Source organism: Erythrobacter tepidarius (genome assembly GCF_002155695.1).
Taxonomy (GTDB): domain Bacteria; phylum Pseudomonadota; class Alphaproteobacteria; order Sphingomonadales; family Sphingomonadaceae; genus Erythrobacter; species Erythrobacter tepidarius.
In genome coordinates, this window is record NZ_MUYJ01000003.1 from 182,882 (window position 1) to 208,077 (window position 25,196).

The window sequence follows — 25,196 nt, forward strand, 5'->3', positions numbered from 1 at the left end:
CCCGTTTGGGGATCAGTCTTCGAGGTCCGCGTCCGGCCCTGTCATCATCTCCCCGGCAACCGCATCGGTCCGGCTGCGGATTGCAGCTTCCAGGCGATCGCAAACTTCCGGGTTCTCCTTGAGATAGGTCTTGGCGTTCTCGCGGCCCTGGCCGATGCGGATCGAATCGTAGGAGAACCAGCTCCCCGACTTCTCGATCAGACCGGCCTTCACGCCGAGATCGAGGATTTCGCCGATCTTGGAAATGCCCTCGCCATACATGATGTCGAATTCGACCTGCTTGAACGGCGGAGCGACCTTGTTCTTCACCACCTTCACGCGGGTGGTGTTGCCGATGATCTCGTCACGGTCCTTGATCTGGCCGGTGCGGCGGATGTCGAGACGCACGCTGGCGTAGAACTTCAGCGCGTTGCCGCCGGTGGTGGTTTCCGGATTGCCGTACATCACCCCAATCTTCATGCGCAGCTGGTTGATGAAGATCACCATGCATTTAGAGCGATTGATCGAGCCGGTCAGCTTGCGCAGCGACTGGCTCATCAGGCGGGCCTGAAGGCCCACGTGCGAATCGCCCATCTCGCCCTCGATTTCGGCGCGCGGAACCAATGCTGCGACCGAATCAACCACCAGCACGTCGATCGCGTTCGAGCGCACCAGCGTGTCGGTTATCTCCAATGCCTGTTCGCCGGTATCGGGCTGCGAGACGATCAGTTCATCGATATTGACGCCAAGCTTCTTGGCATAGACCGGATCGAGCGCGTGTTCGGCATCGACAAAGGCCGCGGTGCCGCCCGCCTTCTGCGCTTCGGCGATCACGTGCAGCGCCAGCGTCGTCTTGCCTGAACTTTCCGGGCCGAAGACTTCGATCACACGCCCCTTGGGCAAGCCGCCGACGCCGAGCGCAATGTCGAGCCCGAGCGAGCCGGTCGAGATCGCTTCGACCTGCATGGTTTCCTTCTGGCCCAGCCTCATCGCCGAACCCTTGCCGAAGGCACGATCAATCTGAGCGAGTGCGGCCTCGAGAGCCTTCTGACGATCCACGGCTTTCCTGTCCTCTTCAACCAGCTTCAATTGGGTAGCCATCGCACGCGCTCCTTCGCTTGCCTAGAGACGATCGCCAGTTTTCGACGACCGATCGCGAACGCCGATGTATCGCATTTGTTCTCTTGGAACAAGAGGGGAACGGAAAATAATTTCCTACCGGCACAGCAAAGGCTTGCCCGAGGTCACGTCCGCATCGCGTCGGCCTCGGCCTGCTCGGCGCGCGACTGCCGCAGAACGGCTGCGACCTTGTCCCCGATTGCGGCTACGCTGAACGGCTTGGCAATGAAGTGCATGTCGGGAATGTCGATGTCGCGGCGCAGCTGCTCCTCGGCATAGCCGGACATGAACAGCACCGGGATTTTCGGACAACTGGCGCGGATCGCGCGAACCATCGTGGGGCCGTCCATACCCGGCATCATAACATCGCTGACGACGATGTCGAAAGCTGCGCCCGCGTCGGCGATGGCGGCGAGACCCTCTTCGCCGCCTGCGCAGGCCTTCACCTCGTAGCCGGCGCGCACCAGCGCCCGTTCGGCGACCGCGCGGACCATGTCCTCGTCTTCCACCAGCAACACCTTGCCGCCAGTCGACCATTCCGACGAGACAAGCGGCGCCTTCAGCTCGCGTTTTTTCGGCACCTCGCCGCGGTGCACGGGGAGATAGACGGTGAAACGGGCACCCATGGGCTGACCGTTCTTGTCGGTGATGTTGTCGGCAAAGATGAAGCCGCCCGACTGCTTGACGATCCCGTAGGCGGTCGAAAGGCCAAGGCCCGTGCCCTTGCCTTGTTCCTTGGTGGTGAAGAACGGCTCGAACAGCTTGGGCAGGACATGCGGCGGGATGCCCCCGCCATTGTCCTGCACGATCAGCACGGTGTAATCAGCTGCGGGCAGCACTTCGGATCCCAGTTGCACCACCTCGGTCGCATGCAGGCTGCGGGTGAACAGCGAGATCCGGCCGCGCCCGTCCCCGCGCGACTGGATCGCGTCGCGGGCGTTGACCGCGAGGTTCATGATCACCTGTTCGAGCTGCTGCGGATCGGCCCGCACCGCGCCGAGGTTGCGATCATGCTGCACGTAAAAGGTAATCTTATCGCCGAGCAGGCGCTTGATCAGCGGGCTTACCTCACTCACGACGTCCGGCAGCTGGATTATCTCGGGCCGCAAGGTCTGCTGGCGCGAGAAGGCGAGCAGCTGGCGGGTCAGCGCCGCCGCGCGGCTGGAATTGGCGCGGATCTGCTGGATGTCGTCATAGTCGCTGTCGCCGGGCATATGGCGCAGCAGCATCAGATCGCAGGTGCCTATGATCGCGGTCAGTACGTTATTGAAGTCGTGCGCGACCCCGCCGGCGAGCTGGCCCACGGCCTGCATCTTGGTTGCCTGCGCAACCTGGCGGCGCAACTGGTTCTCCTGGCTGGAATCCGCAAGGCTGAGCAGCACCGCCGCCTCGCCCAGCCCGCGCACGCCGGCCAGCCCGAGCGAAACCGGCTCTTCCGGGCTGGCGACGAGCCGCACCGCGACATCGCCGCTGGTGGCAGGCCCGCGCCCGTGGCGACGCACGGCATCCGACAAGGCCGCCTTGTCCTCGCGCACCACCAGATCGGTCGGGAAGGCGGGCAGCCCCCGTCCCTCGCGGCCGACCGCGCGCAGGAAGGCGTCGTTGCCGAACAGGAAGCGCCCGTCACGGTCGGTCATGGCGAGGCCGAGCGGCAACTGGCCAAGCAGCGCGTCGAGCTGCGCCAAGCCGGCCTGCGCCGCGCCATCAAAGCCCGAACCTATGCCGACACCGCTATCGATCAGCAACATCAGCGAGGTCGCCTCGTCCGGCCCGACCGGCTGGTTCTGCATCTCGGGGTCAATCAGCGGCACATCGACCAGCGTCTGCGGAGTGCCGCCGCGCCCCTCGCGGGCGAAGAATATCCGGTCACGCTCGTCGATCCGCAGGTAGCTGACAAAGTCCTGCCCGGTCAGCGTGGCGCGCTGGTCGCCTGCGGCACGTTCGGCAAAGCCGGCGCTGACCGCGCGGATCACGCCGTCGGCGGTGGTGATTGCTGTCTCGATCCCGGCGCGGCTCAGCATCTTGCCGAAAGGCCCGGCCAAATCGAGTGCGCCAAGGCCGGTGGTCACGGTCCGCACCAGCGGACGCAGCCGCCAGACCAGATGATCATCGCCGCGACCAGCTCGTCTTGCGGAAATCTGCCAGTCGGTCTCACCGTCAGGCGCGGCCAGCGAATCCAGCGACCCCGCTCCGTCGCGCCAGGCATCGCGTGCGAGCCGGGCGAGCGCCTCCACCCCCTCACGCCCGAACGGCAGGGCGGGCGGCGCAGCAGCGGCCCCGAAGCGTTCGAGGAACAGGCTGTTGGCGCACACCAGGCGGTTGGCGCGATCGGTGATGGCGATCGCCTCGCCGCTGTGCTCGATCGCCGCGACCGTTACGGTCCAGTCCGGCGAAGCGGGTTCGTCATGCGCGGGCGGCGCGCCGAGCCGATCCAGCAGCAGGCCAGCCCCGAGCAACACCGCGACGCCGAGGACAAAGGCGAGCGCCACCAACCAGCTCGACGTGGCAAAGAACAGCACCGCCGCGCTCGCCGCCAGCCCGCCGCCCAGCACCAGCAGCAGGCTCGAAGAAGGGGCCGGAGCGCGTACGGCCGACGGCTCGTCGACGATCGCGGCAACGCGGTTCAGACCTCGGCGGATGGGCTCGGACAAGCGGCGTGTTCCCGTCGTGTGATCAAAGCGCCGGACTCCCTGCGAGCCGGTGCGAGGGGCCCTCCTAATCCGAGCCGAGGCGCTGGTCGAGACGCGCTTCCATTACCCTCAACCGCCGGGCGCGTTTACGCGCCACCACGGCGCGCCACACCCATCCGGAAATGACCCAGCCGAGCAGCGGTGCGACCAAGGCCAGCACCGCGCCGCCCAGCAAAGTCGCCGCGCCCAGCTCGTAGATGGTGGTCAGCATGTCCCACGAGCCATCTGTGGCAGAGGTAGCCGGAAGACTGACGCCCGCCACGTTGAATTGCAACAGGAATTCGCCGATACGATTGGCCACCACCAGCCAGAAGGGCAGCGTGAAGGGATTTGTGACGAAGGTCAGCAAGGCGGCCAGCGGCACATTGGCACGCATCGGCAGGGCAAGAAAAGCCGAGAGAAAAATCTGCCCAACCGGAATGATGAAAGCGGCAAACAGGCCGAGCGCGACCCCGCGCGGAACCGAACGGCGGGTAAACCGCCACAATTCCGGGGAGAGGAAGCGATGCGCGATCGGTGCGAGATACTTGTTATTCGCCATTTCCTCGCGCGTGGGCGTGTTCTTGCGGATGATGTCCATCGCCCAGGTCTTCGAGCGTTTCGAGAGACTTGGGCGTGACGAGGCAGGCCAGATCATGGACGAACTCCGACACCGCGCACCAGCGCCGGATCAAGCAGGGAAGGGAAACGTGGAATCATCGCAGCCACCATGCGTTTCATATGGGTAGCATCCGGTTTCTGACCAGTAGGTGAATCGGTCGCAATCCGGGTCTTTTGCGCTCCCCTATCCCCTTTCGCGCATCAACCGCGCCTTGTCGCGCTTCCAGTCGCGTTCCTTGATGCTGGCACGCTTGTCATGGGTCTGCTTGCCCTTGGCAAGCGCGAGTTCGACTTTGGCGCGCCCCGTACGGTTGAAGTAGATCGACAGCGGCACCAGCGTCATGCCCTTGCGTTCGACCGCGCCGAGCAGCTTGTTGATCTCGCGTTCGTGCAGCAGCAGCTTGCGCGGGCGGCGCGGTTCATGGTTGAGCCGGTTGCCGTGGCTGTATTCGGGGATATTGGCATTGATCAGCCATACCTGCCCGTCCTTCACCTCGGCATAGCTTTCGGCGATGCTCGCCTCGCCTGCACGCAGCGCCTTCACCTCGGTGCCCTGCAAGACAAGGCCAGCCTCGAAGGTGTCCTCGATCGTGTAATCGAACCGCGCACGGCGGTTCTCGGCGACGATTTTCAGCTTGTCGAAGGTTACGGGTTTGGGGCGTGCCATAAGGCGGCGCGATGTAGGCCCGCGGGGACGAAAAAGCGAGGGGGGAAAACGGCCCGCCTTCTTTGCGCTTTGCCTGCGCCCGGCCTAGGGTTGGGCGTGGGGCATCAGGGAAAGCGGGCGCATGCAGCAGGCCGAACCATTCACCATCGCAGGCGAGCTGCTGGCACCCGGCACGATGCGCGACGTTGCCTTCACCATCACCACCATGGCGACCGGCACCGCCTCCTCGCTGACGGTGCGGGTGCTGCATGGCGCGAAGCCGGGCCCCGCGGTCTTCGTCAGCGCCGCGATCCACGGCGACGAGATTGTCGGCACTGCAGTGGTTCAGCGGCTCGCGCAGAGCATCGATCCGATCGCGCTCGCCGGCACGCTGCTGCTGGTGCCGGTGGCCAATATCTTCGGCTTCATGAACCACTCGCGCTACCTGCCCGACCGGCGCGATCTCAATCGGTCTTTCCCGGGCAGCGCGGGCGGCTCGCTCGCGGGCCAGCTGGCGCATGTCTTCTACCGCGAAGTGGTGGAGCGCTGCACGCTTGGCATCGACATCCACTCTGCCGCGCTCCATCGTTACAACCTGCCGCAAATCCGCATCGCATCAGGCAACAAGCGGCTAGTCGAGCTGGCGATGGCCTTCGGCGCGCCGGTGATCATCGAAAGCCCGCTGCGCGACGGCAGCTTGCGCGATCTCGCCCAGAAGAACGGGATCGACATGCTGCTGATGGAGGGGGGTGAAGCGCTGCGGTTCGACCGGCTGTCGATCGAGACCGGGGTGGCAGGCGTGAGCCGCGTGCTCGCGCATCTCGGGATGATCGAGGCCGATGATGGCCTGACCGAAGTCGGCATTCCCGCGCGCGCGAACAAATCCTTGTGGGTAAGGGCACCCCGCGGGGGCCTGACCCACCGCGTGCGCAAGAGCGGGGATCCGGTGCGCAAGGGCGATCTGCTCGCCCGCGTGGCCGGCCTGTTCGGCGAGGATCCGCTCGATCTGGTCAGCCCGATCGACGGAATCATCATCGGCCATGCCACCCTGCCGGTGGTGCACCAGGGCGACGCGCTTTTCCACATCGCCGCGATTGCCAACCCCGAACGGGTCGGTGCGCGGATCGACAGCATCACTGATGCGATTCTGGCAAGCGAACCCGAAGGCCCGGCCGAACGCCTGCTCGACGAAGACGAGGTGGTCTAGGCCGGCAGCACCCCTGCCAGCACCAGCGCCTCGTCCACCGCTTTCTTCGCTTCGGGCGAACATTCGACCAGCGGCAGGCGCACTTCCGGCTCGATCCAGTCGTGAACGCGGCTCAAGGCATACTTCACCGGTGCGGGCGAAGCGTCGGAGAACATCGCGTAGTGCAGTGGGAACAGCCGGTCGTTCAGCTGGCGCGCCTTCTCCAGATCGTTCGCCGCGATCGCCTCGTGGAATTCGGCGCACAGCTTGGGGGCGACATTCGCCGTCACCGAGATGCACCCGCGCCCGCCGGCCGCAGCGTGTGGCAACCACAGCTCGTCATTGCCCGAAAGCTGGCAGAATTCACGCCCGATACCCATGCGGTGATCGGCCACGCGCGACAGGTCTCCCGAAGCATCCTTGATGGCGATGATCCGGTCGGGATACTTGTTGACCAGCGCCACCACCGTCTCGTCTTCCAGATCGGTCACGGTGCGGCTGGGGACATTGTATAGCACGATGGGCAGGTCGCTATTCTCGGCCAGAAAGCTGAAATGGGCGATCAGCCCGCGCTGGCTCGGGCGGTTGTAATAGGGCGCAACGCACAGGCCCGCCGCCGCCCCTGCCTTGCGCGAGAAATTCATGTGGAGAAGCGCATTGCGCGTGTCGTTCGAGCCGCAGCCCGCAATCACCGGCACGCGCCCTGCCGCCTGCTCGATGCACACCTCGATCACACGATGATGTTCGGCATTGGAGAGCGTCGAGGCCTCGCCGGTCGTGCCGCAGGGCACCAGCGCAGCACTGCCGTTTTCGATTTGCCAATCGACCAGGCGCCGAAAGGCCGCCTCGTCAAACGTCCCGCCGCGAAAAGGAGTCACCAGAGCGGGTATCGAACCGCTGAACATTGCTTTCGTCCTGCCTTCATCGTTAAGCTGCCTGCGGGAAAGGCGCTTGCCCCGCTTGCTTGTTCAGCGCCTACTAAGGAGCCGATCGGCACAATGTCCAGCATGGTCGACACGCTGTTGCCAAAGACCCGCCGTTTCGCGCTGACCGCGGCGATGCTGGCGTTGGCGGCAAGCGCCGGGACCTTGGCCGCGCAGAGCTGGGGACAGGGGGCCGATACGGGCAATCTTGTCGCTCGCCAGCCGGGCGCAATGGGCGCCGCGCTGGCGCGCTGGGAAACCTTGCAGGCAAGCCGCGAGATGCGCTTTGTCGACTATGCCAGCTTCGTGCTCGCCTATCCCGATTTCCCGCGCACGGACATCCTGCGCCTGCGGGCGGAGAAGGCGCTTGAGCGCGATGCGCCTTCGCAGACCGAAGTGCTCGCCTATTTCGACAGCCAGCCGCCGCTGACCAATCCGGCACGGGCGCGCTATGCGCTCGCGCTGGCTGCGGCGCAGCGGCCCGAGGCCTTCGAGCAAGCCCGCAAGGCCTGGCGCGGCGGGTCGATGGAAGATGCGGTCGAGCTTTATCTCTCGGAGCTTTACCGCGCTCGGTTCACGCCCGCCGATCACGCCGCGCGGATCGATGCGCTGCTGTGGCAGGAGCAGGCCGACGCCGCCTCGCGCCAGCTGATCAATCTGGCCGAGGCTGATCGCCCGCTTGCTCTGGCCCGCCTCGCGCTGCTGCGCGGCAGCCACCCGACCGCCGCCGGGATCACCCCGCCGGCCAGCGCGATGTCCGATCCAGGCTTCGTGTTCAATCTCGTCAATTACCTGCGCGCCACCGGCCAGTCCGGCGAGGCGATCAGGGTGCTGACCACCGGCCCCCGGTTCGATCGTCCGGCGCTCGACCCCGAAGAATTCATCGGCGATATGCTGGCCCTCGCCAAGGCAGGCAGTGCCCGCGATGCGGTGCAGATCGCCAGCCGGGTCGATGACCTGTTCGCGCCGGGCAGCGATATCTCCCAGGGCAGTTTCGCCCTGCGCGACCGTTACACCGATCTGATGTGGATCGGCGGCACCAACGCGCTGTGGCGACTGCGCGACGGCGCTCTGGCCGCTCCGCTGTTCCAGCGTTATGGCGATGCCGCGCGGACCCCGCTGACCAAGGCCAAGGGCTATTACTGGGCCGGTCGCGCGATGCGGCAGGCCGGGAACGAAGCGGCCGCGCGAGCCTATTTCGAGAGCGCAGCGGCCTATCCGCACTACTATTACGGTCAGCTGGCGATTGCTGCGCTGGGGCGTGACATGCCAGCCTTCGAGCCGCTGCCCGAGGTCTCCATCAGCGCCGCTGAGCGCGCCGCCTTCGAGGGCAGCGCGCTGGTGCAGGCGATCCGCGCCATCGCGCGCGAACGGCGCGACTGGCGCACCGAGCGACGCTTCTTCGAGGCGCTGGGCGATCAGGCCGACACACCGCAGGAGCTTACCATGGCCGCCCAGCTCGCTGCCGAAACCGGGCTCGACGAGATGGCGGTGGTGATCGGGATGAAGGCGGGCGAGCACGGGCTTACCCGCTTCGAGCGGATCGGTTTTCCGACGATCGCCACGCCGGTGGTCAACGACTGGACGATGGTGCATGCGATCAGCCGGCAGGAAAGCGAGTTCGATCGCACCCGCGTCAGCCACGCCGGCGCGCGCGGCGTGATGCAGCTGATGCCGGGCACCGCGCGCGAGCAGGCCGGCAAGCTCGGGATGCAGTATCTCTCGGCAGATCTCACGGGTTCGCCAAGCTACAACATTCGGCTGGGCGATGCCTATTTCGCGCGCATGATGAACTACTACGGCGGCGCCTATCCCCTCGCCGTGGGCGCCTACAACGCCGGGCCTGGCCGCGTGAACGAGTGGTTGCGGCTGAACGGCGATCCGCGCAAGGGCGAAATCGACTGGGTGACCTGGGTCGAGAAGATCCCGTCCAATTTCGAGACGCGCTATTACATCATGCGGGTAATCGGCAACGCCGTGACCTATTCCCACCTCTATCCTCAGCAAGCCGGATTACCGCGCCCGATCAACACCTTCCTGCGGTGATTTCCCAGCCATGACGACCAAGTCCGGTCCGCCGATCACGCCTGCGGGCTATGCTGCGCTCAAGGCGCGCTATGATCACCTGCTGTCGACCGAACGCCCGGCGATCGTCGAGATCGTCAGCTGGGCGGCCGGCAATGGCGACCGTTCGGAGAACGGCGACTACCTTTATGGCCGCAAGAAGATGCGCGAAATTGACCGCGAACTGGCCCATCTTGCGCGCCGCATGAAGGTGCTGCGCGTGATCGATCCGGCCACTCAGGTGGACCGCAGCCGCGTGTTCTTCGGTGCGCGGGTGACCATCGCCGACGAGAATGACAATCGCCAGACCATCCAGTTGGTCGGCGACGATGAACAGGATGCCGCCAAAGGACGCATCGGCTGGAGCGCCCCCTTGGCGCGCGCGCTGCGCGGTGCGAGCGTGGGCGATGTCAGAATTGTGAGCCTTCCCTCAGGCTCGCGCGCGTGGGAAGTCATGGCGATCGACTATGACTAGGTTTCTCCCCCTCGCCCTGCTGCTCGCTGCCGCGCCGCTCGCCGCGCGCGAGAGCCTTGGCGTCTATGATAATTGGGCGGCGTTCAAGGATGCTTCGCCCGCACGCTGCTATGCGATCGCCAAGGCGCAGGGGAAGCTGCGTGCGCCAGCCTATGCCACGGTTTCCACCTGGCCCGGCAAGGGCGTGCGCGGGGCGGTGCATATCGTCCTCAGCCGCGAGGTTCCGGCCAAGGCCGCCGTCCGCCTCGCGGTAGGCGACAGGCGCTTCACCCTCGTCACCAAGGGCCGCAACGCCTGGGCCGCCGACGCGCGGGAAGATGCCGCAATCATCGCCGCGATCCGCTCGGCCGCCCGCATGAGCGTATCGGGCGGCGGCTTCACCGACCGCTACACCCTAGCCGGAGCCGCAACCGCCATCGATGCGGCCCTGGTGGGGTGCGCCCGGCGCAGCTGACTGGTCAAATGTCCAAAGCGCGACTATACGCCCCCCACCCATGGCCGATACCGCACTCATGACCATTCCGGGCCTCGTCGACCCGGTTCCCACTGCGCGCGAGATCACGCCGCGCGCGGATGGCCGCATCGACCTCGTCGGCCTGCCGCGCCAGCGCATCCGTGAGCTGTTCGAGCAAGCCGGGCTCGAGACGAGAGCCGCCAAGCTGCGCGCCAAGCAGGTGTTCCACTGGATCTACCATCGCGGCCTGACCGATTTCGCGGCGATGACCGACATCGCCAAGCCGATGCGCCCGTGGCTGGCGGAGCGTTTCGTGATCGGGCGACCGGAGGTGGTTGAGGCCCAGCACTCGGTCGACGGCACCCGCAAGTGGCTGCTGCGCACCGCCGACGGGCACGATTTCGAGATGGTCTTCATTCCTGACGAGACGCGCGGCACGCTGTGCGTATCCTCGCAGGTCGGCTGCACCCTCACCTGTTCCTTCTGCCACACCGGCACGATGAAACTGGTCCGCAACCTAACACCCGGCGAGATTGTCGGTCAGGTGATGCTCGCGCGCGATGCGCTGGGCGAATGGCCGCGCGGCAGCATGGCGAGTGACGCCGACCTGATCGACGAGGATGACGAGGCGGGCCACTACACCGCCGATGGCCGCCTGCTCACCAACATCGTGATGATGGGCATGGGCGAGCCGCTTTATAACTTCGAACACGTGCGCGATGCGCTGAAGCTGGTGATGGACGGCGATGGTCTCGCCCTCTCCAAGCGCCGCATCACGCTTTCCACCAGCGGCGTTATCCCGATGATGCAGCGTTGCGGCGAGGAGATCGGGGTCAACCTTGCGGTATCGCTCCATGGCGTGCGCAAGGAGGTGCGCGACGAGCTTGTCCCGCTCAACAAGAAGTATGGCATCGAGCAGCTGCTTGAGGCCTGTGCCGAATATCCCGGTGCAAGCAACGCCCGGCGCATCACCTTCGAATATGTGATGATCAAGGACAAGAACGACAGCGACGACGACGCGCGCGAGCTGGTCCGCCTGCTCAGGGCATACAAGCTGCCGGCCAAGGTCAACCTCATCCCCTTCAACCCCTGGCCAGGCACAGCCTACGAGACCTCGACACCCGAACGTATCCGCCGCTTTTCGGAAATCGTGTTCGAAGGCGGCTTTTCCGCCCCGGTTCGCACCCCGCGCGGGCGTGATATCGACGCTGCCTGCGGCCAACTGAAAACGGCCGCCGAAAGGAAGTCGCGTGCCCAGCGCGACCGCGAGGCAGCGGCAGCGGCTGCGGCGCTCGATTGACGCATTTGCGCGCCGGGCGTAACCTGCCTCCACCTGCAATCGGAGGAAGAGCGTGGCCTTTTCGGTGTCCAGGGCAGCCATGATCACCGGTGCGCTTGCCTTCGCAACCCTCTCGCTTCCGGCGCAGGCACAGCTTGGCGGCCTGTTCGACAGCACCCGGCGCGGCGCGGAAAAGGCCGACAATTGCGGCAAGGGCAAGAAGGGGGATCGCGGGCGCGGCGCGCTGGGTGGATTGCTCGGCGGCGCGGTTGGCGAATTGGCGCGCCGGGCGGGGATATCCTCGTGGGTGCCGGTTCCCGAGTTTTCCGACCAGCTGACCGAGAGCATTGCCTGCCGCCTCGATCCCGAAGAGCAGAGGCAGGCGGCCGAAGCCACGCTGGAGGCCACCCGCACCGATGGCGAGGGCGCCGTCCCCGCAGTCGGCGCAAGCGCGGCCTGGACTTCGCGCACGCGCGAGAATGTCAGCGGCACCTCGACTGTCACCTCGCGCGATGCCGCGCGCGGCGATCTCGACTGCATCACCGTCACCGATGTCATCATCATCGAGGGCGAGGAAACCCGCGCCGAGAAGCGCATGTGCCGTGCGCCGGGTTCGGCGCGTTATTCCATCATCGCGTGATGCGCGCGGTGCGCTCAATCGCGGTGCTGGCCGCGCTCGCCCTGCTAAGCGGGGCAACGAGGATGGACCCCGAAAACCCGACCTGTCCGGCCGAGCCCGATTTCGGCCCTGCCAGTGCGATGAGACTGACCCCGGCCGACAAGCACGGCAAGCGCGTGTTGCTGGCCGAGGGCAATATCGATGCCACCCTCCCCGCCCGGCTCAAGGCTGCCATCGAGGCGGATGATCGGATCGAGGAGATCTGGCTGCGATCGCGCGGGGGGAATGCCCGGGCCGGCAACGAGGCGGGCCGAATCATCCGCTCCTATCGCGGAATGCTCACCCGCATCCCTGCCGGCTGGGCGTGCTTTTCGGCCTGCAACTTCGTGTTCATGGGCGGCGACCGCCGGGTGGTGGAGGAGGGCGGGGTGTTCATGGTGCACATGTTCACCCACACCAACGACCGCGCCTTGATCGACGAGGTGGTGAGCGAAGGCAGCAAGGCCACGGCCGAACTGATCGGCAGCATCGAGCAGTCCTCGGCGCTGCTCGCGAGCGAGGACAATGATTTTCTGATCCGCATGGGGATCAGCCGCAAGCTGCTGACCGACATCATGTACAAGCAGCAGGCGGTCAAGAGCGAGGGCAATCCTTCCACCCGCTATTGCCTGAGCCAGGCCGAAGTGCGCGAATACAACGTCATGCCGGTCGAGAAGCCGGTGCGCTGAAAATGGTCAGCATCGATCCGCAGACGCTCGCCTTCTATCAGCAACGCGCGCCGCATTGGGTGTTCCATTCGGGCGAGCGGCACAGCCACCAGCTCGATGCCTTTCTCGATCGCTTGCCGCCCGGCGCGGCGGTGCTGGAACTGGGCTGCGGCGGCGGGCGCGATGCGGCCGAAATGCGCGCCCGCGGCTTTGTCGTCGATGCGACCGATGCCGTCCCTGCCCTCGTCGCGCGCGCCAACCAGGCCTTCGCGCTGGGGGCGCGGGTGATGGCGTTCCACGAGCTGGATGCCGAGGCCGCATATGTCGGCGTCTGGGCCCATGCCAGCCTGCTCCACTGCCCGCGCGCGGCCATGCCCGATGTCCTCGCGCGCATCCACCGCGCGCTGATGCCCGGCGGATGGCATTTCGCCAGCTTCAAGCTGGGCGAGGCGGAGGGCCGCGATTTGCTCGGGCGATGGCACAATTTCCCTTCGGCCGAATGGCTTGTCGCCGCCTACGAGGCGGCGGGATTCACCATTGCGAGACTGGCGACCTATCCCAGCAAGGGCAGCGATGGCACCGAGCGCGACTGGATCGATCTCACCGTGAGGAAAGCGTGAAGCACATCGTCACCGCCGTCTGCACCGGCACCGCCCGCCCGTTCAGGGGCGCCGAGCCGAGCGCCATCGCCAAGCGTCCGCGCGCGGGCGCGGTGCAGGTGCTGGCCGAGGGTCTTGCGTCCGACGAGCAGGCCGACCGCCGCGTGCATGGCGGGCCGGAAATGGCGCTGCACCTCTACCCGCTCGATCATCATGCCTGGTGGCGCCGCGAGATTGGCGACCACCCGGCGCTGGACGAACCCGGCGGCTTCGGCTCGAACCTTGCGGTCAGCGGATTGACCGAGGAAATGGTCCATATCGGCGACCGTTTCCGGCTCGGAACCGCGCTGATCGAGGTCAGTCGGCCGCGCCAGCCGTGCTGGAAGATCGAGCATCGCTTCGGCCACACAGGCATGATCGAAAGGATCATCGCAAGCGGGCGGTGCGGCTGGTACTTCCGGGTGATCGAGACCGGCACGGTGCAGGCGGGCGATTCGCTCGAGAAGATCGCTACCGGGGCCGAAGACTGGAGCGTTGCGCGCGTATTCCGGGCTTTGGTCGCCGGAAAAGCGACCCACCGGGAATTGGTCGAGCTAGCCGCTCTTGCCACGCTTTCCCCAAAACTGCGCGCAAGAGCTTCGGCTCGCCTCTGAAAGGCAACGGCCTGTCCCGCCGAGAGAAAAACGGCCAACCTTAACAGTTTCCTGTCGACTTCGTTCATGCAGCGTTCGCGATAGATGAACGAAAAGACTCGTGCTCCATCGGGAGCCGCCACAAGGAAACGAGCCATGAAACATCTTGCCCTGATCGCTGCCGCCGGGTCGCTGGCGGCTATTGCAGCCCCCGCCCAGGCCGCCGAGTTGCCCGCCGCGCCTTCGTCCGTCTTCGCGGGCTTTCACGAGAGCGCCGCGCCCTTCACCTCGGCTGCGGCCTACCACGACGATTGGCGCGACCGGCGTGACCGCCGTCGCTGGCGTGAGCGCGAGCGCGATTGGTACGATGACCGCCACTTCCGTGGCCGCGACCGCTATTGGCAGGGCCGCGATGGCCGCTGGCGCTGCCGCAGGGACGACGGAACCGTGGGCCTGCTGGTGGGCGCAGGGGTCGGCGCGCTGCTCGGCCGCGAGATCGACCGCCGCGGTGATCGCGCGCTGGGCACAGTGCTCGGTGCGGTCGGTGGGGGTCTGCTCGGCCGCGAGATCGACCGCGGCAGTGTCCGCTGCCGCTGATCCGCGGCATTGAAATGCCCGCAAATGTCGCCGGCCACGCTGCCGGCGGCGTTTTCGCTTTGGCTTGCCCGAGCCTGTGTGCGGCCTCGCTTCCAGCGCTATCCCCGATTGACGCGCATGGCTGCGGCTGGTAACCCCTTTGTCATGCACGACCGGATACCGTTCACCGCATGACCCGCCCCGCCGTTCTCGTGACCGGCGGGGCGACCCGAATCGGCGGTGCGATCACCCGCGCCTTTGCCGCGGCCGGCTGGCACGTGGTGATCCATTACAAGTCCTCCGCGGCGCAGGCCGAGGCGCTTGCCTCCGCGATCCCGTCTGCCGAGACGGTCGGCTTCGATCTGGCGGATGATGACGCGGCGGTGGCCGCCATCCTCGCGCTGGCCAACCGCCTGGCCGACTGGCGCTGCTTGGTGAATTCGGCCTCGGTCTTTCAATACGACGCGGCAATAGCGCTCGATCCGGCCACGTTCAGGCAAGCAATGCAGGTCAACGCGCTCGCCCCGGCCCGGATCAGCCAGACCTACCTTGCCCATGCGACGAGCGCGGCGACGCGCACGGTGATCCAGATTACCGACATGAAGATCGCCAACACCAACCCCGATTTCTTCAGCTACACCATGTCCAAGCACGCGCTCGCCGCAAGCATCGGGATGCTGGCCAAGGGCGCGCGCCAAGCGCAAGACCGCATCTACGGCATCGCCCCCGGCGCAATCCTTGCCAGCCACGATCAGAGCGAGGAGGAAACCGAACTCTCGCACCGCATGAACCTGCTTTGCCGCAAGACCGGTGCGGACGAGATCGCCGATGCCGCGCTGTTCTTGGCGAGCGGCGTTCTGGCGAGCGGGCAGACCCTGTTCATCGACAGCGGCCAGCACCTGCTCGATCAGCCGCGCGACGTGATCTGGCTGGCGCGCGAGCTTGCCGCGGCCGAACGGGCCGCCTGACGCGCATGGCAAAGCACGCCCTCTCCACGCGCCTGTGGCACTGGATCAATGCGGCGGCGATCATCGTGCTGTTCATGTCGGGACTGAACATTTCCAATGCCCACCGCCATCTTTACTGGGGTGACTATGGTTTCGACCCCAAGGAAGCATGGCTGAGCGTGATCCGCTTCCCCGGCTGGGCAACCCTGCCGCAGCACTACAACCTTGCCTTAGCGCGCGACTGGCACATCCTTGCGGCATGGCCTTTCGGCGTGGGGCTGGCGTTCATCTGGATCGCCATGCTGGCCAACGGCCATTTCCGCCGCGATCTCGCCACCCGGCCCTCCGACTGGACTCCGGCAGGCGTGATCGCCTCGCTGCGCGCCCATTCGGCGGGGGGAGCGGATGCCGCGCATGGCTACAATTCGGTGCAGAAGATCCTTTACGGCATGGTGCTGGGCGGGCTGCTGCCGCTGATGCTGTTCACCGGCCTTGCGATCAGTCCGGGTTTTCAGGCCGCCGCGCCATGGCTGCTCGAGTTGCTCGGCGGCCGGCAGAGCGCCCGCTCGCTGCATTTCCTTGCCGCCTGGGGCATTTTCGGCTTCTTCGTGATCCACCTCGTGCTGGCGCTGGCCAACTGGCGGCTCATCCTCGAAATGATCACCGGCGGACGGCGCGCGGCGCAAGCATCCCCCGCGATCGCAACCGCCCTGCCAGCCGAAGGAGCGCGGGAGCATGGTTGAGATCCCCCGCCGTTCTCTGCTTGCCGCAATCGCCGCTCTGGGGGCCGGGGCCTGTTCGAAGATCGCCGAAAGCGACACCGGGCAAAGCCTGTTCGAGGCCGCGCAAGGGGGGCATCGCGCGCTCCACCGCGCGCTGGCGGGACGACAGGGGCTGGCTCCGGAATACGCCCCCGAAGACCGCTCGCCCAGCTTCAGGGGCAATGGCTCGGTCACGGTCGAGACCCCGTTCTACAAAGATCAACTGGCCAAGGGCTTTCCCGACTGGCGGCTGACCGTGCGCGGACTGGTGGAACGCCCGCTGAGCCTCACCCTCGCCGAAATCCGTGCCTTGCCCCAGCGCACCCAGATCACCCGGCACGATTGTGTCGAGGGCTGGAGCGCGATCGGCGAATGGACCGGGCCGCAGCTCGCGGTGCTGCTCGACGCGGCCAGGGTGCGCGAGGAGGCGAATTTCATCGTCTTGCGCTGTGCCGATACGCTCTACGGCTCCGCCTATTACGAGAGCATCGACATGGTCGAGGCCTATCATCCGCAGACGATCATCGCCCATGCTCTCAATGGCGCACCTCTGCCCGAGAAGAACGGGGCGCCTTTGCGCGCCCGGATCGAACGGCAGCTGGGCTACAAGCACGCCAAATATCTCACCGCCATCGAGGCGGTTGCCAGCCTCGATGGCATCGGCAAGGGCAAGGGCGGGTTCTGGGAAGATCATGCCGGCTACCAGTGGTATGCCGGGATCTAGTCCGGATCGTACCGGCGCATTGCTCCCGGCCAGGGCGGATCATCTCCGCCTGTCAGGCCGGGCGAGAGCTTCGCCTTGCCAGACCCTACGAATCGGCTAACCTGCCGGATCAAAAGCATGATTGGTAAACGATGAGCAAAGCCCTTCTCGATCGCTTTCTTTCGCGGGCTGTCCGGCAGGGGCGGCTGGGCGTGGTCTATGCCGACGGCAGCGCCAGCACTTTCGGCACCCCTGCCCCCGGGTTTCCCGAGATCGTCCTGCGGCTGACCGACAAGCACGTGCCGCGCGACATCCTGCTCGATCCGCGACTCGGCGCGGCAGAGGCCATCATGGACGGCCGCCTGCTGATCGAGGAAGGCGACGTGATGGGTCTCGTCAGCCTGCTGCGCGCCAATGCGCCATGGGACAAGGGCGGCAATCTCGGCCGGCCAAGCGTGCTGAAGCGGTTGCTGGGCCGCGCGGGTTTCGCCATCGAGCAGATCAACAACCGCGTCCTCGCCAAGCACAACGTCGCGCATCATTATGACATCGGCAACGATCTTTACGCGCTGATGCTGGATCAAGAGCACTGGCAATATTCCTGCGCCTATTGGGGTAACGGCGTCACCACGCTGGCCGAAGCGCAGGCGGCCAAACTGGCGCATATCGCCAGGAAGCTGGCGCTCGCGCCCGGTCAGGAGGTACTCGACATCGGTTGCGGCTGGGGCGGGATGGCGATCCATTTGGCCAAGCATCACCACGCGCGGGTCACCGGAATCACCCTTTCGGAAGAACAGGCTGCGCTCGCCCGCGAGCGGGTCGCCGCGGCCGGGGTGGCCGACAAGGTCACCATCCTGATCGAGGACTACCGCGACACTGCTGCCTCAGGCCGCCGCTTCGATCGGATCGTCTCGGTCGGGATGTTCGAGCATGTCGGCCGCGCCCAGTTCGAGACCTTCTTCGAGGCCGCTGCGCGGATGCTCGCCGATGACGGGGTGATGCTGCTGCACACCATCGGGCGCATGGGCCGGCCCGGCACCACCGATGCCTTCACCCGCAAATATATCTTCCCCGGCGGTTACATCCCGGCCCTTTCCGAGACGCTGGCCGCGAGCGAGAAATTCCGCCTGATCGCCGCGGATATCGAGACGCTGCGCCTGCATTACGCCAAGACGATCCGCTGTTGGTATGCCAACTGCGTCGCCAACCGCGAAGCGATCATCGCCCTGCACGACGAGCGCTTCTTCAGGATGTGGACCTTCTATCTTGCCGGCGCGGCGACGGTGTTCGAGCATGGGGGCATGTGCAATTACCAAATCCAGTATATCCGCAGCCGCCATGCCTTGCCGATCACGCGCGACTATCTGATCGGCAGTTGAGGCGCACCTGCTTGACAAGCGGCGGGCTGACTGCAACCGCGCCCGCGCCTTCTCACCTTCAGGAACCGAGCCATGGCCCAGCCCCAGAAAGTCGTCCTCGCCTATTCGGGCGGTCTCGATACCAGCGTCATCGCCAAGTGGCTGAGCGTCGAGCGCGGTCTGGAGGTCGTCACCTTCACCGCCGATCTTGGGCAAGGCGAGGAAATCGAACCCGCGCGCGCCAAGGCACGCGCCATGGGCATCCCCGACGATCACATCTTCATCGAGGATCTGCGCGAGGAATTCGTGCGCGATTTCGTCTTCCCGATGATGCGCGCCAATGCCCGCTATGAAGGCGACTACCTGCTCGGCACCTCGATTGCACGGCCGCTGATCTCCAAGCGCCTCGTCGAGATCGCGCACCAGACCGGCGCCGATTTCATCGCCCACGGCGCGACCGGCAAGGGCAATGATCAGGTGCGTTTCGAGCTTTCGGCCTATGCGCTCGATCCCGACATCAAGGTGATCGCCCCGTGGCGCGAATGGGATCTCACCAGCCGCAGCGCGCTGATCGCCTGGGCCGAGGCGCACCAGATCCAGGTGCCCAAGGACAAGCGCGGCGAAAGCCCGTTCTCGACCGATGCGAACCTGCTGCACACCTCGTCGGAAGGCAAGGTGCTGGAGGATCCGTGGCAGGAGACCCCCGACTACGTCTATTCGCGCACGGTCAATCCCGAGGACGCGCCTGACGTGCCGGAATACATCACCATTGACTTCGAAAAGGGCGATGGCGTGGCCTTGAACGGCGAGGCGATGAGCCCGGCCACGCTGCTCGCAGCGCTCAATGATCTGGGCCGCAAGCACGGCATCGGCCGGCTCGATCTGGTCGAGAACCGCTTCGTCGGCATGAAGAGCCGCGGGATGTACGAAACCCCCGGCGGCGAGATCTACGCACGCGCGCATCGCGGGATCGAGCAGATCACCCTCGATCGCGGCGCGGCGCACCTCAAGGACGAGCTGATGCCACGCTATGCCGAGCTGATCTACAACGGCTTCTGGTTCAGCCCCGAGCGCGAGATGCTACAGGCTGCGATCGACCATTCGCAGGACAAGGTGACCGGCACGGTGCGCCTGAAGCTCTACAAGGGGTTGGCGAGCGTCGTCGGCCGCAAGTCGCCTTACTCGCTCTATTCCGAAGCCCACGTGACTTTCGAGGACGATGCCGGGGCCTATGACCAGAAGGACGCAGAGGGCTTCATCAGGCTCAATGGTCTGCGCCTGCGCTTGCTTGCCCGCCGCAACCGGGACGCCTGATTGGCGCATTTCGGCCGAGGAAAACCGAGTCGCGGCGCTCGCTGCGGCCGGATCGCGGCCTTAATGTGACGATCCCGCGGCGGTTTCGTTCCCACTGGCCCATCCGGTTTGCGACAAATGCGACGAAGCGTTGACTTATCCACTCGTGTCCACAAGCCAATCGGCCAGGAGTGGAAAAGTACCGCCAAGCGATGTTGCCAGAACGCCGGTTGAGGCGCACTTTCACACTGTCTTCGGGATCCGGAGCAGACGGAACTCCAAGCCGGAAGGCATTGAAGTTACGAATGTTTCGATCTCAAAGGACGCGGTGATATCTGTCCACGCGCCTGTCGAGAGAAGGCATGCAGGAGGCCTCGGCTAAATGCAAGTCGGCTCGTCCGAGACAGGAGCGACGCGGTGTCGCCGGACAGGCTGGGGATCCGGCCGGAACGGGTGAGGGGAACGGACGCGAGTCCGCAGCCTCGGCAAGCCCGGAACGGTTCAGGAACCTGGCCTCGGCCAAGCGCCTGCCCAATGCGGCGAACAGCGAAGGCTTCGGGCTTCGAGAGGGCGCCGCGAGGCAGGAGCGAAAGCCGGATGCCGGCGCGAGCGCCGGTGACAAATCTCTAGCAGGGTTGGCCGCAAGGCGCGCCCGGCAAGAGGCGAGACATCGGGCGCCAAGCATGCCCTGGCGCGGAAGATGCAGAAGGTTCGCCGGACGCATCACGAGCAAAGGGTGTCCACGCGCTGGTGAGAGTGGGGTCGGCAGCAATGCCGGCCCCATTTGCATTTCCTCTCGTCACGGCTGTCTCCCGCCGGGTGCCGGCGAGTCCGAGTCGCCGCGTGCGACTCCTTCCTCGCGGCATAGTCATCGCTGGCGCTTTGCCGCAAACCGCCGTCGTTTCAGCGCCGAGATGCCCTTAGCCTAAGACAGAGCGTTGCGGCGATTTGCCTAATGCAGGCTTTGCAACCTAGATGCCGCGCCCATGCGAACGGCAAAGCGCACTTTAGCCTTCAAGGCCCGTGGCCTGCGCGCCGGGCTGATCGCTGCGGCGATTGGCCTTGCGCCACTGGCCGCTTCGACCGCGGCCACGCCGGCCGATGGCGCGCTGCCGCTCGAAGCGAGCGCGGTGTCGGTCGAAGTCGTCCCGCGTGTGCCCGCCCCGCTGCCCGAGGAAACCGCCTCGGCGCCCACCGCGCTTCCCCGCGCAACCAGCCTCGGTCGCGGCTCCGCTTCCTATTACGCCAGCAAGTTCCACGGTCGCCGCACCGCCAGCGGCGAGGCCTTCGATAACACCGCGATGACCGCCGCTCACCGCACGCTTCCTTTCGGCAGCCTCGTGCGGGTCACCAATCCGGCGACCGGCGCGAGCGTCATCGTGCGCATCAATGATCGCGGCCCCTTCAGTCGCGGCCGCCTGATCGACGTCAGCCGCGCTGCAGCCGAGGAACTCGGCATGATCGCGCGCGGCCATGCAACGGTCGAACTCGAGCTGATCGAAGGCTAATCCGGCCTCCACCACCGGCACCTGATGATAGGGCAGCCGGGCCAGCACAAGCAATGGACTGCCCCGCCCACGCGTCAGGGCTTGCGCGCTGCGGCGGCGTGGCTAGGACTGCTCCCCGCCCGAATCCGCAGCGGGGGCGCTGCGGCGGGCGGCACAGGGGACCTTTCGCCATCACGCTCGTGCTGATCCTGATCTATGTCTTCGCGCAGGTGCTGCTGGCCGCCTGGGCCGGCCGCGGGGCGAAGTCGGATGCCGATTATCTGGTCGCCGGCCGCAGCCTTGGCCCCTTCGCCGTGGCGATGAGCCTGTTCGCCACCTGGTTTGCCTCGGAAAGCCTCATCGCCACCTCGTCCGAGGTTGCCTCCGACGGACTGGCGGGCGCGCGCACCGAGCCTTTCGCCTATGCCATCGGGATCCTCGCCATCGCGCTGTTCTTCGCCCACCGCCTGCGCAGCGGCGGCTATATCACCATTGCCGACTTCCTGCGCGCCCGCTTCGGCGAGGGCACCGAACTGCTCGCCGCCGGGGTTATCGCGCTCTCTGCCACCACCTGGTCAGCAGCGCAGCTCTATGCCTTCGCGACCGTCATCGACACCGCATCCGCGCTCGACTTTCCTGCCGCACTTGCCGGAGCAACCTTGCTGGTGGTGACCTACACCCTGTTCGGCGGCCTTGCCGGGGACGTTGTGACCGACATCCTCCAGGGCGCGATCATCGTCACCGCGATGCTGGTGCTAGCCTTCCTGATGTTCGATGCCCACGGCGGCATCGCACCAGCGCTGGCCAGCGTTCCGCCGCAGGCCTGGTCCTTCGCGAAGCCGGACGAGAGCTGGATGGCATGGGCCGAGCTGTGGCTGATCCCAATCGCCGGCACAATGGTGAGTCAGGAGGCGCTCGCCCGCACGCTGGGTGCGCGCTCGCCCGAGGTTGCGCGGCGTGGGGCGCTGGCGGGTGCGGCGATCTACCTCATGGTCGGCCTCGTTCCCGTCAGTTTCGGCCTGTTCGGCCCGCCGCTGGCACCTGTGCTGGGGGTGGAACTGGCCAACGACGAGACCTTCCTGCCCAGTCTTGCGCAGGCGCTCTTTCCGTCCTGGCTGCACATCGTCTTTACCGGCGCGCTGCTCTCGGCGATTCTGTCCTCGGTCGATTCCGCGCTGCTCGCGGTCTCGGCGGTGGCGGCGGAGAGCGGGTATCGCCGGTTCGACCCCAAAGCATCGCCGCGCACGATGCTGCGCGCGGCACGCGGGGCGACGGTGATCGCGGCCATCATCGCCGCGCTGGTGGCTGCTTCAGGGGAATCGCTGCGCAATCTGGTGCTCGATGCAGGCGCGATCGCGGCGGTGCTGGCGGTGCCGATCATCATGGGCCTGGCCGGAATCGGGCAAGGCACCCGCGCCGCGCTCGCCGCGATCATCGTCGAGATTGCGGTGCTCGGCATGCTTGACTGGGTGCTGGGGGTCGAGGGCGCCTTCCTGTGGATGATCGCAAGCGGGCTGGCGGTGTTCGCCGGCGTCACCCGGGCGGAGCGGCGGGCGCCGAGTGCGGTGCGGGCCGAAGCAGGGTGAAGCGGCAACAAGGCGGCAATGAAGCGACAATGAGACCGCAATGACTGGGGTCAAAAGGGGGTATGAGAGGGCTCGAAAGCGACCAAAACTGCCCTTGCGAGGGGGTTGGCGGGGAATGTTTCACGCTTAGGGCGTTGAATTTGCTTCCTTTAAAATGTTTCACGCCGCAATGAGTGCCGTGTGTGGTGCCGGAGTGGCCTTCTTTTGCAGTGCCGCCGCAAGGCCCGTCAGGGCCGGGGACAGCCCAGCGGACGGAGGCCCGCGCCGGAGTCTGCGGCGAGCCAACGCGCGCGGGAGGGTATTCTGGGGGTGGGGGTGTAGGAAAGGGAGACGAAGGGGTTGAAATTGAAACGAAGCTCGACAAAAAAGGACGACGACAAGCAGAGCACGCTTACGTGAAGGATCGCGAAATGCCTACCGTCCCCGGTTTGCATAAAAATTTCGATCTCCTAAAATATCCCCCGACCATTCGAAATGCCCTTCGGCGAATATCCGATACTTTCTACGTTACACGCTCCTTCGATCCTGTTCGCGTAGACAATAGTTCATACTACGGCGCACTGATTCGACCAACAGACCATTCTTCTGTTGTCCTCAATACTCAAAGAGAACTTCTTGTTGTATTCGCTGATTACAATACGTTCGAAATTCGAACACTCGAAGCTTATAATGAATTTTTTTCTTTAGTCGAATCTGCAAGAGTTGATCATAGCCTAAGGTTTCTAATAAGCTCTGATGTTAACATCGACCGACATATAAAGTTGTACTTAGACCAGCACCCCGAATACCCTGTTATTGTTCCACTTACTTTTGAATTACTCGAACGCAGAACAGATCCGCTTATATCTGCAGTCCGGCAGAATCATCACATAAGAGATTTGTTCGGCTTCCAGTCTCCATTGCGTGAAGAGCATTTCTTTTTCGGTAGATCTGAAATTGTTTCAACTGTCATAGATTTAGGGAAATCGGGCCAACATTCAAGTATTTTTGGATTAAGAAAAAGTGGGAAGACCTCAACTATCTATGCCATAGAACGACGTTGCAAACCTAGCGAGTTGGCCGTCGTAACAATTGACTGTCAAGACTTACAAATTCATGGCAGGCGCTATGGTGACTTATTGTATTATATTGTCAATAGAGTTCGTGAGAAGAATAGGCTCAAGCAACTGCGTAAGCCCGAGAAATTGGAAGGCCCAGAAATTTCGGAATGGTTTTATGAAAAAATGGGATCGACCCTTGATGCTTTGCGCTCAAATTTGCTGTTAATCTTCGATGAAATAGAAAATATATCGCCAAACACTGCGGCATCAGACCACTGGCGCAATGGAAAAGATCCTGTATATTTTTGGCAGGTTGTGCGCTCTTTTTCACAAACTCGCAAAAATCGTTGCTTGGCTGTCTGTATTGTTGGCACTAGTCCTTACATACTTGAGCAGCAAAAGATCGAAGGTATTGATAACCCTGCCTACTTACTTGCGCAGAAGCGTTTTATTCCAAATCTAAGCTTTGATGAAACGAGAGAAATGGTGAACCGCTTAGGGTTCTTCATGGGGTTAGATTTTGACTCTGCAGCTGTGAATTTGCTTCACCATAGCTATGGTGGCCATCCATTTTTTATTCGTCAAGTCTGTAGTAAAATCCATCAGCTGACCAGCGGACAGCGACCAAAGAGCGTCCCAATGATACGCGTTATGCAAGCGCAGAAGGAATTTGCTGGTCAACTTGAGAGCTACTTATTGGGGATCATTTTGAACTTAAAAGAGTATTACCCTTCAGAATTTGCGGTTTTAAAGAGTATTGTAGCGGGTAACTCATCTGAAGCTAATGAGTACGCAACAGAAGCACCAGATCTAATTGATCATCTTATCGGTTACGGACTTATCAAAATCAACGATGACATCGCTGAACTTGCCTTTGAGGCAGTTAAAAGGGCTATACTTCAAGCAGAACCGAATGAGTCGCTCATTGACCTAGAAGGACGATGGGCGGAGTTGTGCATTCGCCGAAATAATATCGAAACCGCAATTCGCGCAACCCTCCTTTATTGGTCAAAAACTGTTTCTCCACAAAAATTTGAAGACGTTTTTTCGAAGAAAATATCAAAAAAACGTCAATATAACATACCAGATAATAATCCGCGGATTCTGTTTTCCGCTGACAAATCCCCACTTTTCCTAACCGACCTCATCGCGCTTTTGGGGGACGAAGAGGTACTGCCCCACATTCAAGATAAAAGGAACAAGGTCCGCGATTTCTTAAATCAAATAAACAGGTTCAGAGCGGATGCACATGCAAAAAATATAACAGACGAAGACTTTAATATTGCATGCAACTGCTTCGAGTTTCTTGAGGATGTGTTTTTGTAATTCAAGCCGAATCACTACATGCGGCTACAGACGTGCTTGTCAATCGGTCGAACAACAACGGCAGATGTCGCCCCCGACAACCCCGACCCTCCTTCACCACCTGCTCCACCACCCCCTCAGCCATCCATTGACAAGCTCAGGACAGGC

The 25,196-nt window shown here is 64.1% G+C and carries 23 protein-coding genes; 18 read left to right on the forward strand and 5 right to left on the reverse strand.

Features of this window, described 5'->3' with window-relative positions:
• Positions 1-12: 12 nt before the first annotated feature.
• The 4 genes from recA to smpB form a co-directional block, all read right to left on the reverse strand.
• Positions 13-1,080 (reverse strand): recombinase RecA, encoded by a 1,068-nt coding sequence (gene recA / locus BZF61_RS03905; protein ID WP_086617336.1) that lies wholly within the window; start codon positions 1,078-1,080, stop codon positions 13-15.
• 143 nt (positions 1,081-1,223) lie between these two features.
• Positions 1,224-3,707 (reverse strand): hybrid sensor histidine kinase/response regulator, encoded by a 2,484-nt coding sequence (locus BZF61_RS03910; RefSeq protein WP_425429599.1) that lies wholly within the window; start codon positions 3,705-3,707, stop codon positions 1,224-1,226.
• Positions 3,708-3,813: 106 nt separating this feature from the next.
• Complete coding sequence (locus tag BZF61_RS03915; RefSeq protein WP_086617337.1) at positions 3,814-4,368, reverse strand: DUF2062 domain-containing protein; 555 nt, start codon at positions 4,366-4,368, stop codon at positions 3,814-3,816.
• A 204-nt stretch (positions 4,369-4,572) separates the two neighbouring features.
• The gene (smpB, locus tag BZF61_RS03920; RefSeq protein ID WP_086617338.1) at positions 4,573-5,055 is read right to left on the reverse strand and encodes an SsrA-binding protein SmpB; all 483 of its coding nucleotides are present in this window, start codon (positions 5,053-5,055) and stop codon (positions 4,573-4,575) included.
• 121 nt (positions 5,056-5,176) lie between these two features.
• Between smpB and BZF61_RS03925 the strand changes: the two genes are divergently transcribed.
• On the forward strand, positions 5,177-6,241 hold the full coding sequence (locus BZF61_RS03925) for a succinylglutamate desuccinylase/aspartoacylase family protein (protein ID WP_086617339.1): 1,065 nt from the start codon (positions 5,177-5,179) through the stop codon (positions 6,239-6,241).
• Here the strand turns inward: BZF61_RS03925 and dapA are convergent.
• Positions 6,238-7,125 carry a 4-hydroxy-tetrahydrodipicolinate synthase gene (gene dapA, locus BZF61_RS03930; protein ID WP_086617340.1) on the reverse strand — a complete coding sequence of 296 codons (888 nt, stop codon included), beginning with the start codon at positions 7,123-7,125 and terminating at the stop codon, positions 6,238-6,240. The two genes, BZF61_RS03925 and dapA, sit on opposite strands and share 4 nt — an antisense overlap.
• A 93-nt stretch (positions 7,126-7,218) precedes the next feature.
• Here dapA and BZF61_RS03935 point away from each other — a divergent pair, with 93 nt between their 5' ends.
• From BZF61_RS03935 to BZF61_RS15530, 17 genes are all read left to right on the forward strand, one after another.
• On the forward strand, positions 7,219-9,189 hold the full coding sequence (locus BZF61_RS03935; RefSeq protein ID WP_086617341.1) for a lytic transglycosylase domain-containing protein: 1,971 nt from the start codon (positions 7,219-7,221) through the stop codon (positions 9,187-9,189).
• A 10-nt stretch (positions 9,190-9,199) separates the two neighbouring features.
• Entirely contained in the window at positions 9,200-9,682 is a 483-nt protein-coding gene (locus BZF61_RS03940) for a GreA/GreB family elongation factor (protein WP_086617342.1), read from the forward strand.
• Positions 9,675-10,136: a hypothetical protein gene (locus BZF61_RS03945; RefSeq protein WP_086617343.1), complete on the forward strand. Its 462-nt coding sequence runs from the start codon at positions 9,675-9,677 to the stop codon at positions 10,134-10,136. The genes BZF61_RS03940 and BZF61_RS03945 overlap by 8 nt, the downstream gene beginning before the upstream one ends.
• A gap of 40 nt (positions 10,137-10,176) precedes the next feature.
• Positions 10,177-11,436, forward strand: coding sequence for a dual-specificity RNA methyltransferase RlmN (gene rlmN, locus BZF61_RS03950; protein WP_086617344.1), 1,260 nt, complete (start codon positions 10,177-10,179; stop codon positions 11,434-11,436).
• Positions 11,437-11,515: 79 nt separating this feature from the next.
• Positions 11,516-12,055: a hypothetical protein gene (locus BZF61_RS03955; RefSeq protein ID WP_086617345.1), complete on the forward strand. Its 540-nt coding sequence runs from the start codon at positions 11,516-11,518 to the stop codon at positions 12,053-12,055.
• A complete protein-coding gene (locus BZF61_RS03960) occupies positions 12,055-12,762 on the forward strand; it encodes a COG3904 family protein (RefSeq protein ID WP_086617346.1) in 708 nt (235 codons plus the stop codon). Before BZF61_RS03955 ends, BZF61_RS03960 begins: the two co-directional genes overlap by 1 nt.
• A 2-nt stretch (positions 12,763-12,764) precedes the next feature.
• Positions 12,765-13,361 carry a class I SAM-dependent methyltransferase gene (locus tag BZF61_RS03965; protein ID WP_086617347.1) on the forward strand — a complete coding sequence of 199 codons (597 nt, stop codon included), beginning with the start codon at positions 12,765-12,767 and terminating at the stop codon, positions 13,359-13,361.
• Entirely contained in the window at positions 13,358-13,993 is a 636-nt protein-coding gene (locus tag BZF61_RS03970; protein ID WP_086617348.1) for an MOSC domain-containing protein, read from the forward strand. The genes BZF61_RS03965 and BZF61_RS03970 overlap by 4 nt, the downstream gene beginning before the upstream one ends.
• Before the next feature lie 135 nt (positions 13,994-14,128).
• A complete protein-coding gene (locus tag BZF61_RS03975) occupies positions 14,129-14,569 on the forward strand; it encodes a glycine zipper 2TM domain-containing protein (protein WP_086617349.1) in 441 nt (146 codons plus the stop codon).
• Between the two features lie 170 nt (positions 14,570-14,739).
• Positions 14,740-15,516, forward strand: a complete 777-nt coding sequence (locus BZF61_RS03980; RefSeq protein ID WP_086617350.1) for an SDR family oxidoreductase — start codon at positions 14,740-14,742, stop codon at positions 15,514-15,516.
• A 5-nt stretch (positions 15,517-15,521) separates the two neighbouring features.
• Positions 15,522-16,238 carry a cytochrome b/b6 domain-containing protein gene (locus BZF61_RS03985; protein ID WP_086617351.1) on the forward strand — a complete coding sequence of 239 codons (717 nt, stop codon included), beginning with the start codon at positions 15,522-15,524 and terminating at the stop codon, positions 16,236-16,238.
• Entirely contained in the window at positions 16,231-16,980 is a 750-nt protein-coding gene (locus tag BZF61_RS03990; RefSeq protein WP_086617352.1) for a molybdopterin-dependent oxidoreductase, read from the forward strand. The genes BZF61_RS03985 and BZF61_RS03990 overlap by 8 nt, the downstream gene beginning before the upstream one ends.
• Positions 16,981-17,111: 131 nt before the next feature.
• Positions 17,112-18,338 (forward strand): SAM-dependent methyltransferase, encoded by a 1,227-nt coding sequence (locus BZF61_RS03995; protein WP_086617353.1) that lies wholly within the window; start codon positions 17,112-17,114, stop codon positions 18,336-18,338.
• 72 nt (positions 18,339-18,410) lie between these two features.
• Complete coding sequence (locus tag BZF61_RS04000) at positions 18,411-19,631, forward strand: argininosuccinate synthase (protein WP_086617354.1); 1,221 nt, start codon at positions 18,411-18,413, stop codon at positions 19,629-19,631.
• Positions 19,632-20,596: 965 nt separating this feature from the next.
• Complete coding sequence (locus BZF61_RS04005) at positions 20,597-21,118, forward strand: septal ring lytic transglycosylase RlpA family protein (RefSeq protein WP_086617355.1); 522 nt, start codon at positions 20,597-20,599, stop codon at positions 21,116-21,118.
• 179 nt (positions 21,119-21,297) lie between these two features.
• The gene (locus BZF61_RS04010) at positions 21,298-22,683 is read left to right on the forward strand and encodes a sodium:solute symporter family transporter (RefSeq protein ID WP_158094051.1); all 1,386 of its coding nucleotides are present in this window, start codon (positions 21,298-21,300) and stop codon (positions 22,681-22,683) included.
• Between the two features lie 185 nt (positions 22,684-22,868).
• The gene (locus BZF61_RS15530; RefSeq protein ID WP_143736895.1) at positions 22,869-25,049 is read left to right on the forward strand and encodes a hypothetical protein; all 2,181 of its coding nucleotides are present in this window, start codon (positions 22,869-22,871) and stop codon (positions 25,047-25,049) included.
• The last annotated feature ends 147 nt before the right edge of the window (positions 25,050-25,196 follow it).

What these genes read in the sequence shown, in the direction of transcription:
- BZF61_RS03925 (WP_086617339.1), top strand. Translation starts at nt 5,177, where the DNA reads ATGCAGCAGGCCGAACCATTCACCATCGCAGGCGAGCTGCTGGCACCC.
- BZF61_RS03960 (WP_086617346.1), top strand. Translation starts at nt 12,055, where the DNA reads ATGCGCGCGGTGCGCTCAATCGCGGTGCTGGCCGCGCTCGCCCTGCTA.
- BZF61_RS03980 (WP_086617350.1), top strand. Translation starts at nt 14,740, where the DNA reads ATGACCCGCCCCGCCGTTCTCGTGACCGGCGGGGCGACCCGAATCGGC.
- BZF61_RS03985 (WP_086617351.1), top strand. Translation starts at nt 15,522, where the DNA reads ATGGCAAAGCACGCCCTCTCCACGCGCCTGTGGCACTGGATCAATGCG.
- BZF61_RS03965 (WP_086617347.1), top strand. Translation starts at nt 12,765, where the DNA reads ATGGTCAGCATCGATCCGCAGACGCTCGCCTTCTATCAGCAACGCGCG.
- BZF61_RS04005 (WP_086617355.1), top strand. Translation starts at nt 20,597, where the DNA reads ATGCGAACGGCAAAGCGCACTTTAGCCTTCAAGGCCCGTGGCCTGCGC.
- dapA (WP_086617340.1), bottom strand. Translation starts at nt 7,125, where the DNA reads ATGTTCAGCGGTTCGATACCCGCTCTGGTGACTCCTTTTCGCGGCGGG.
- BZF61_RS03940 (WP_086617342.1), top strand. Translation starts at nt 9,200, where the DNA reads ATGACGACCAAGTCCGGTCCGCCGATCACGCCTGCGGGCTATGCTGCG.
- BZF61_RS03915 (WP_086617337.1), bottom strand. Translation starts at nt 4,368, where the DNA reads ATGGACATCATCCGCAAGAACACGCCCACGCGCGAGGAAATGGCGAAT.
- rlmN (WP_086617344.1), top strand. Translation starts at nt 10,177, where the DNA reads ATGGCCGATACCGCACTCATGACCATTCCGGGCCTCGTCGACCCGGTT.
- BZF61_RS04000 (WP_086617354.1), top strand. Translation starts at nt 18,411, where the DNA reads ATGGCCCAGCCCCAGAAAGTCGTCCTCGCCTATTCGGGCGGTCTCGAT.
- BZF61_RS03935 (WP_086617341.1), top strand. Translation starts at nt 7,219, where the DNA reads ATGTCCAGCATGGTCGACACGCTGTTGCCAAAGACCCGCCGTTTCGCG.
- BZF61_RS03945 (WP_086617343.1), top strand. Translation starts at nt 9,675, where the DNA reads ATGACTAGGTTTCTCCCCCTCGCCCTGCTGCTCGCTGCCGCGCCGCTC.
- BZF61_RS03975 (WP_086617349.1), top strand. Translation starts at nt 14,129, where the DNA reads ATGAAACATCTTGCCCTGATCGCTGCCGCCGGGTCGCTGGCGGCTATT.
- BZF61_RS03995 (WP_086617353.1), top strand. Translation starts at nt 17,112, where the DNA reads ATGAGCAAAGCCCTTCTCGATCGCTTTCTTTCGCGGGCTGTCCGGCAG.
- BZF61_RS03990 (WP_086617352.1), top strand. Translation starts at nt 16,231, where the DNA reads ATGGTTGAGATCCCCCGCCGTTCTCTGCTTGCCGCAATCGCCGCTCTG.
- smpB (WP_086617338.1), bottom strand. Translation starts at nt 5,055, where the DNA reads ATGGCACGCCCCAAACCCGTAACCTTCGACAAGCTGAAAATCGTCGCC.
- BZF61_RS03955 (WP_086617345.1), top strand. Translation starts at nt 11,516, where the DNA reads ATGATCACCGGTGCGCTTGCCTTCGCAACCCTCTCGCTTCCGGCGCAG.
- recA (WP_086617336.1), bottom strand. Translation starts at nt 1,080, where the DNA reads ATGGCTACCCAATTGAAGCTGGTTGAAGAGGACAGGAAAGCCGTGGAT.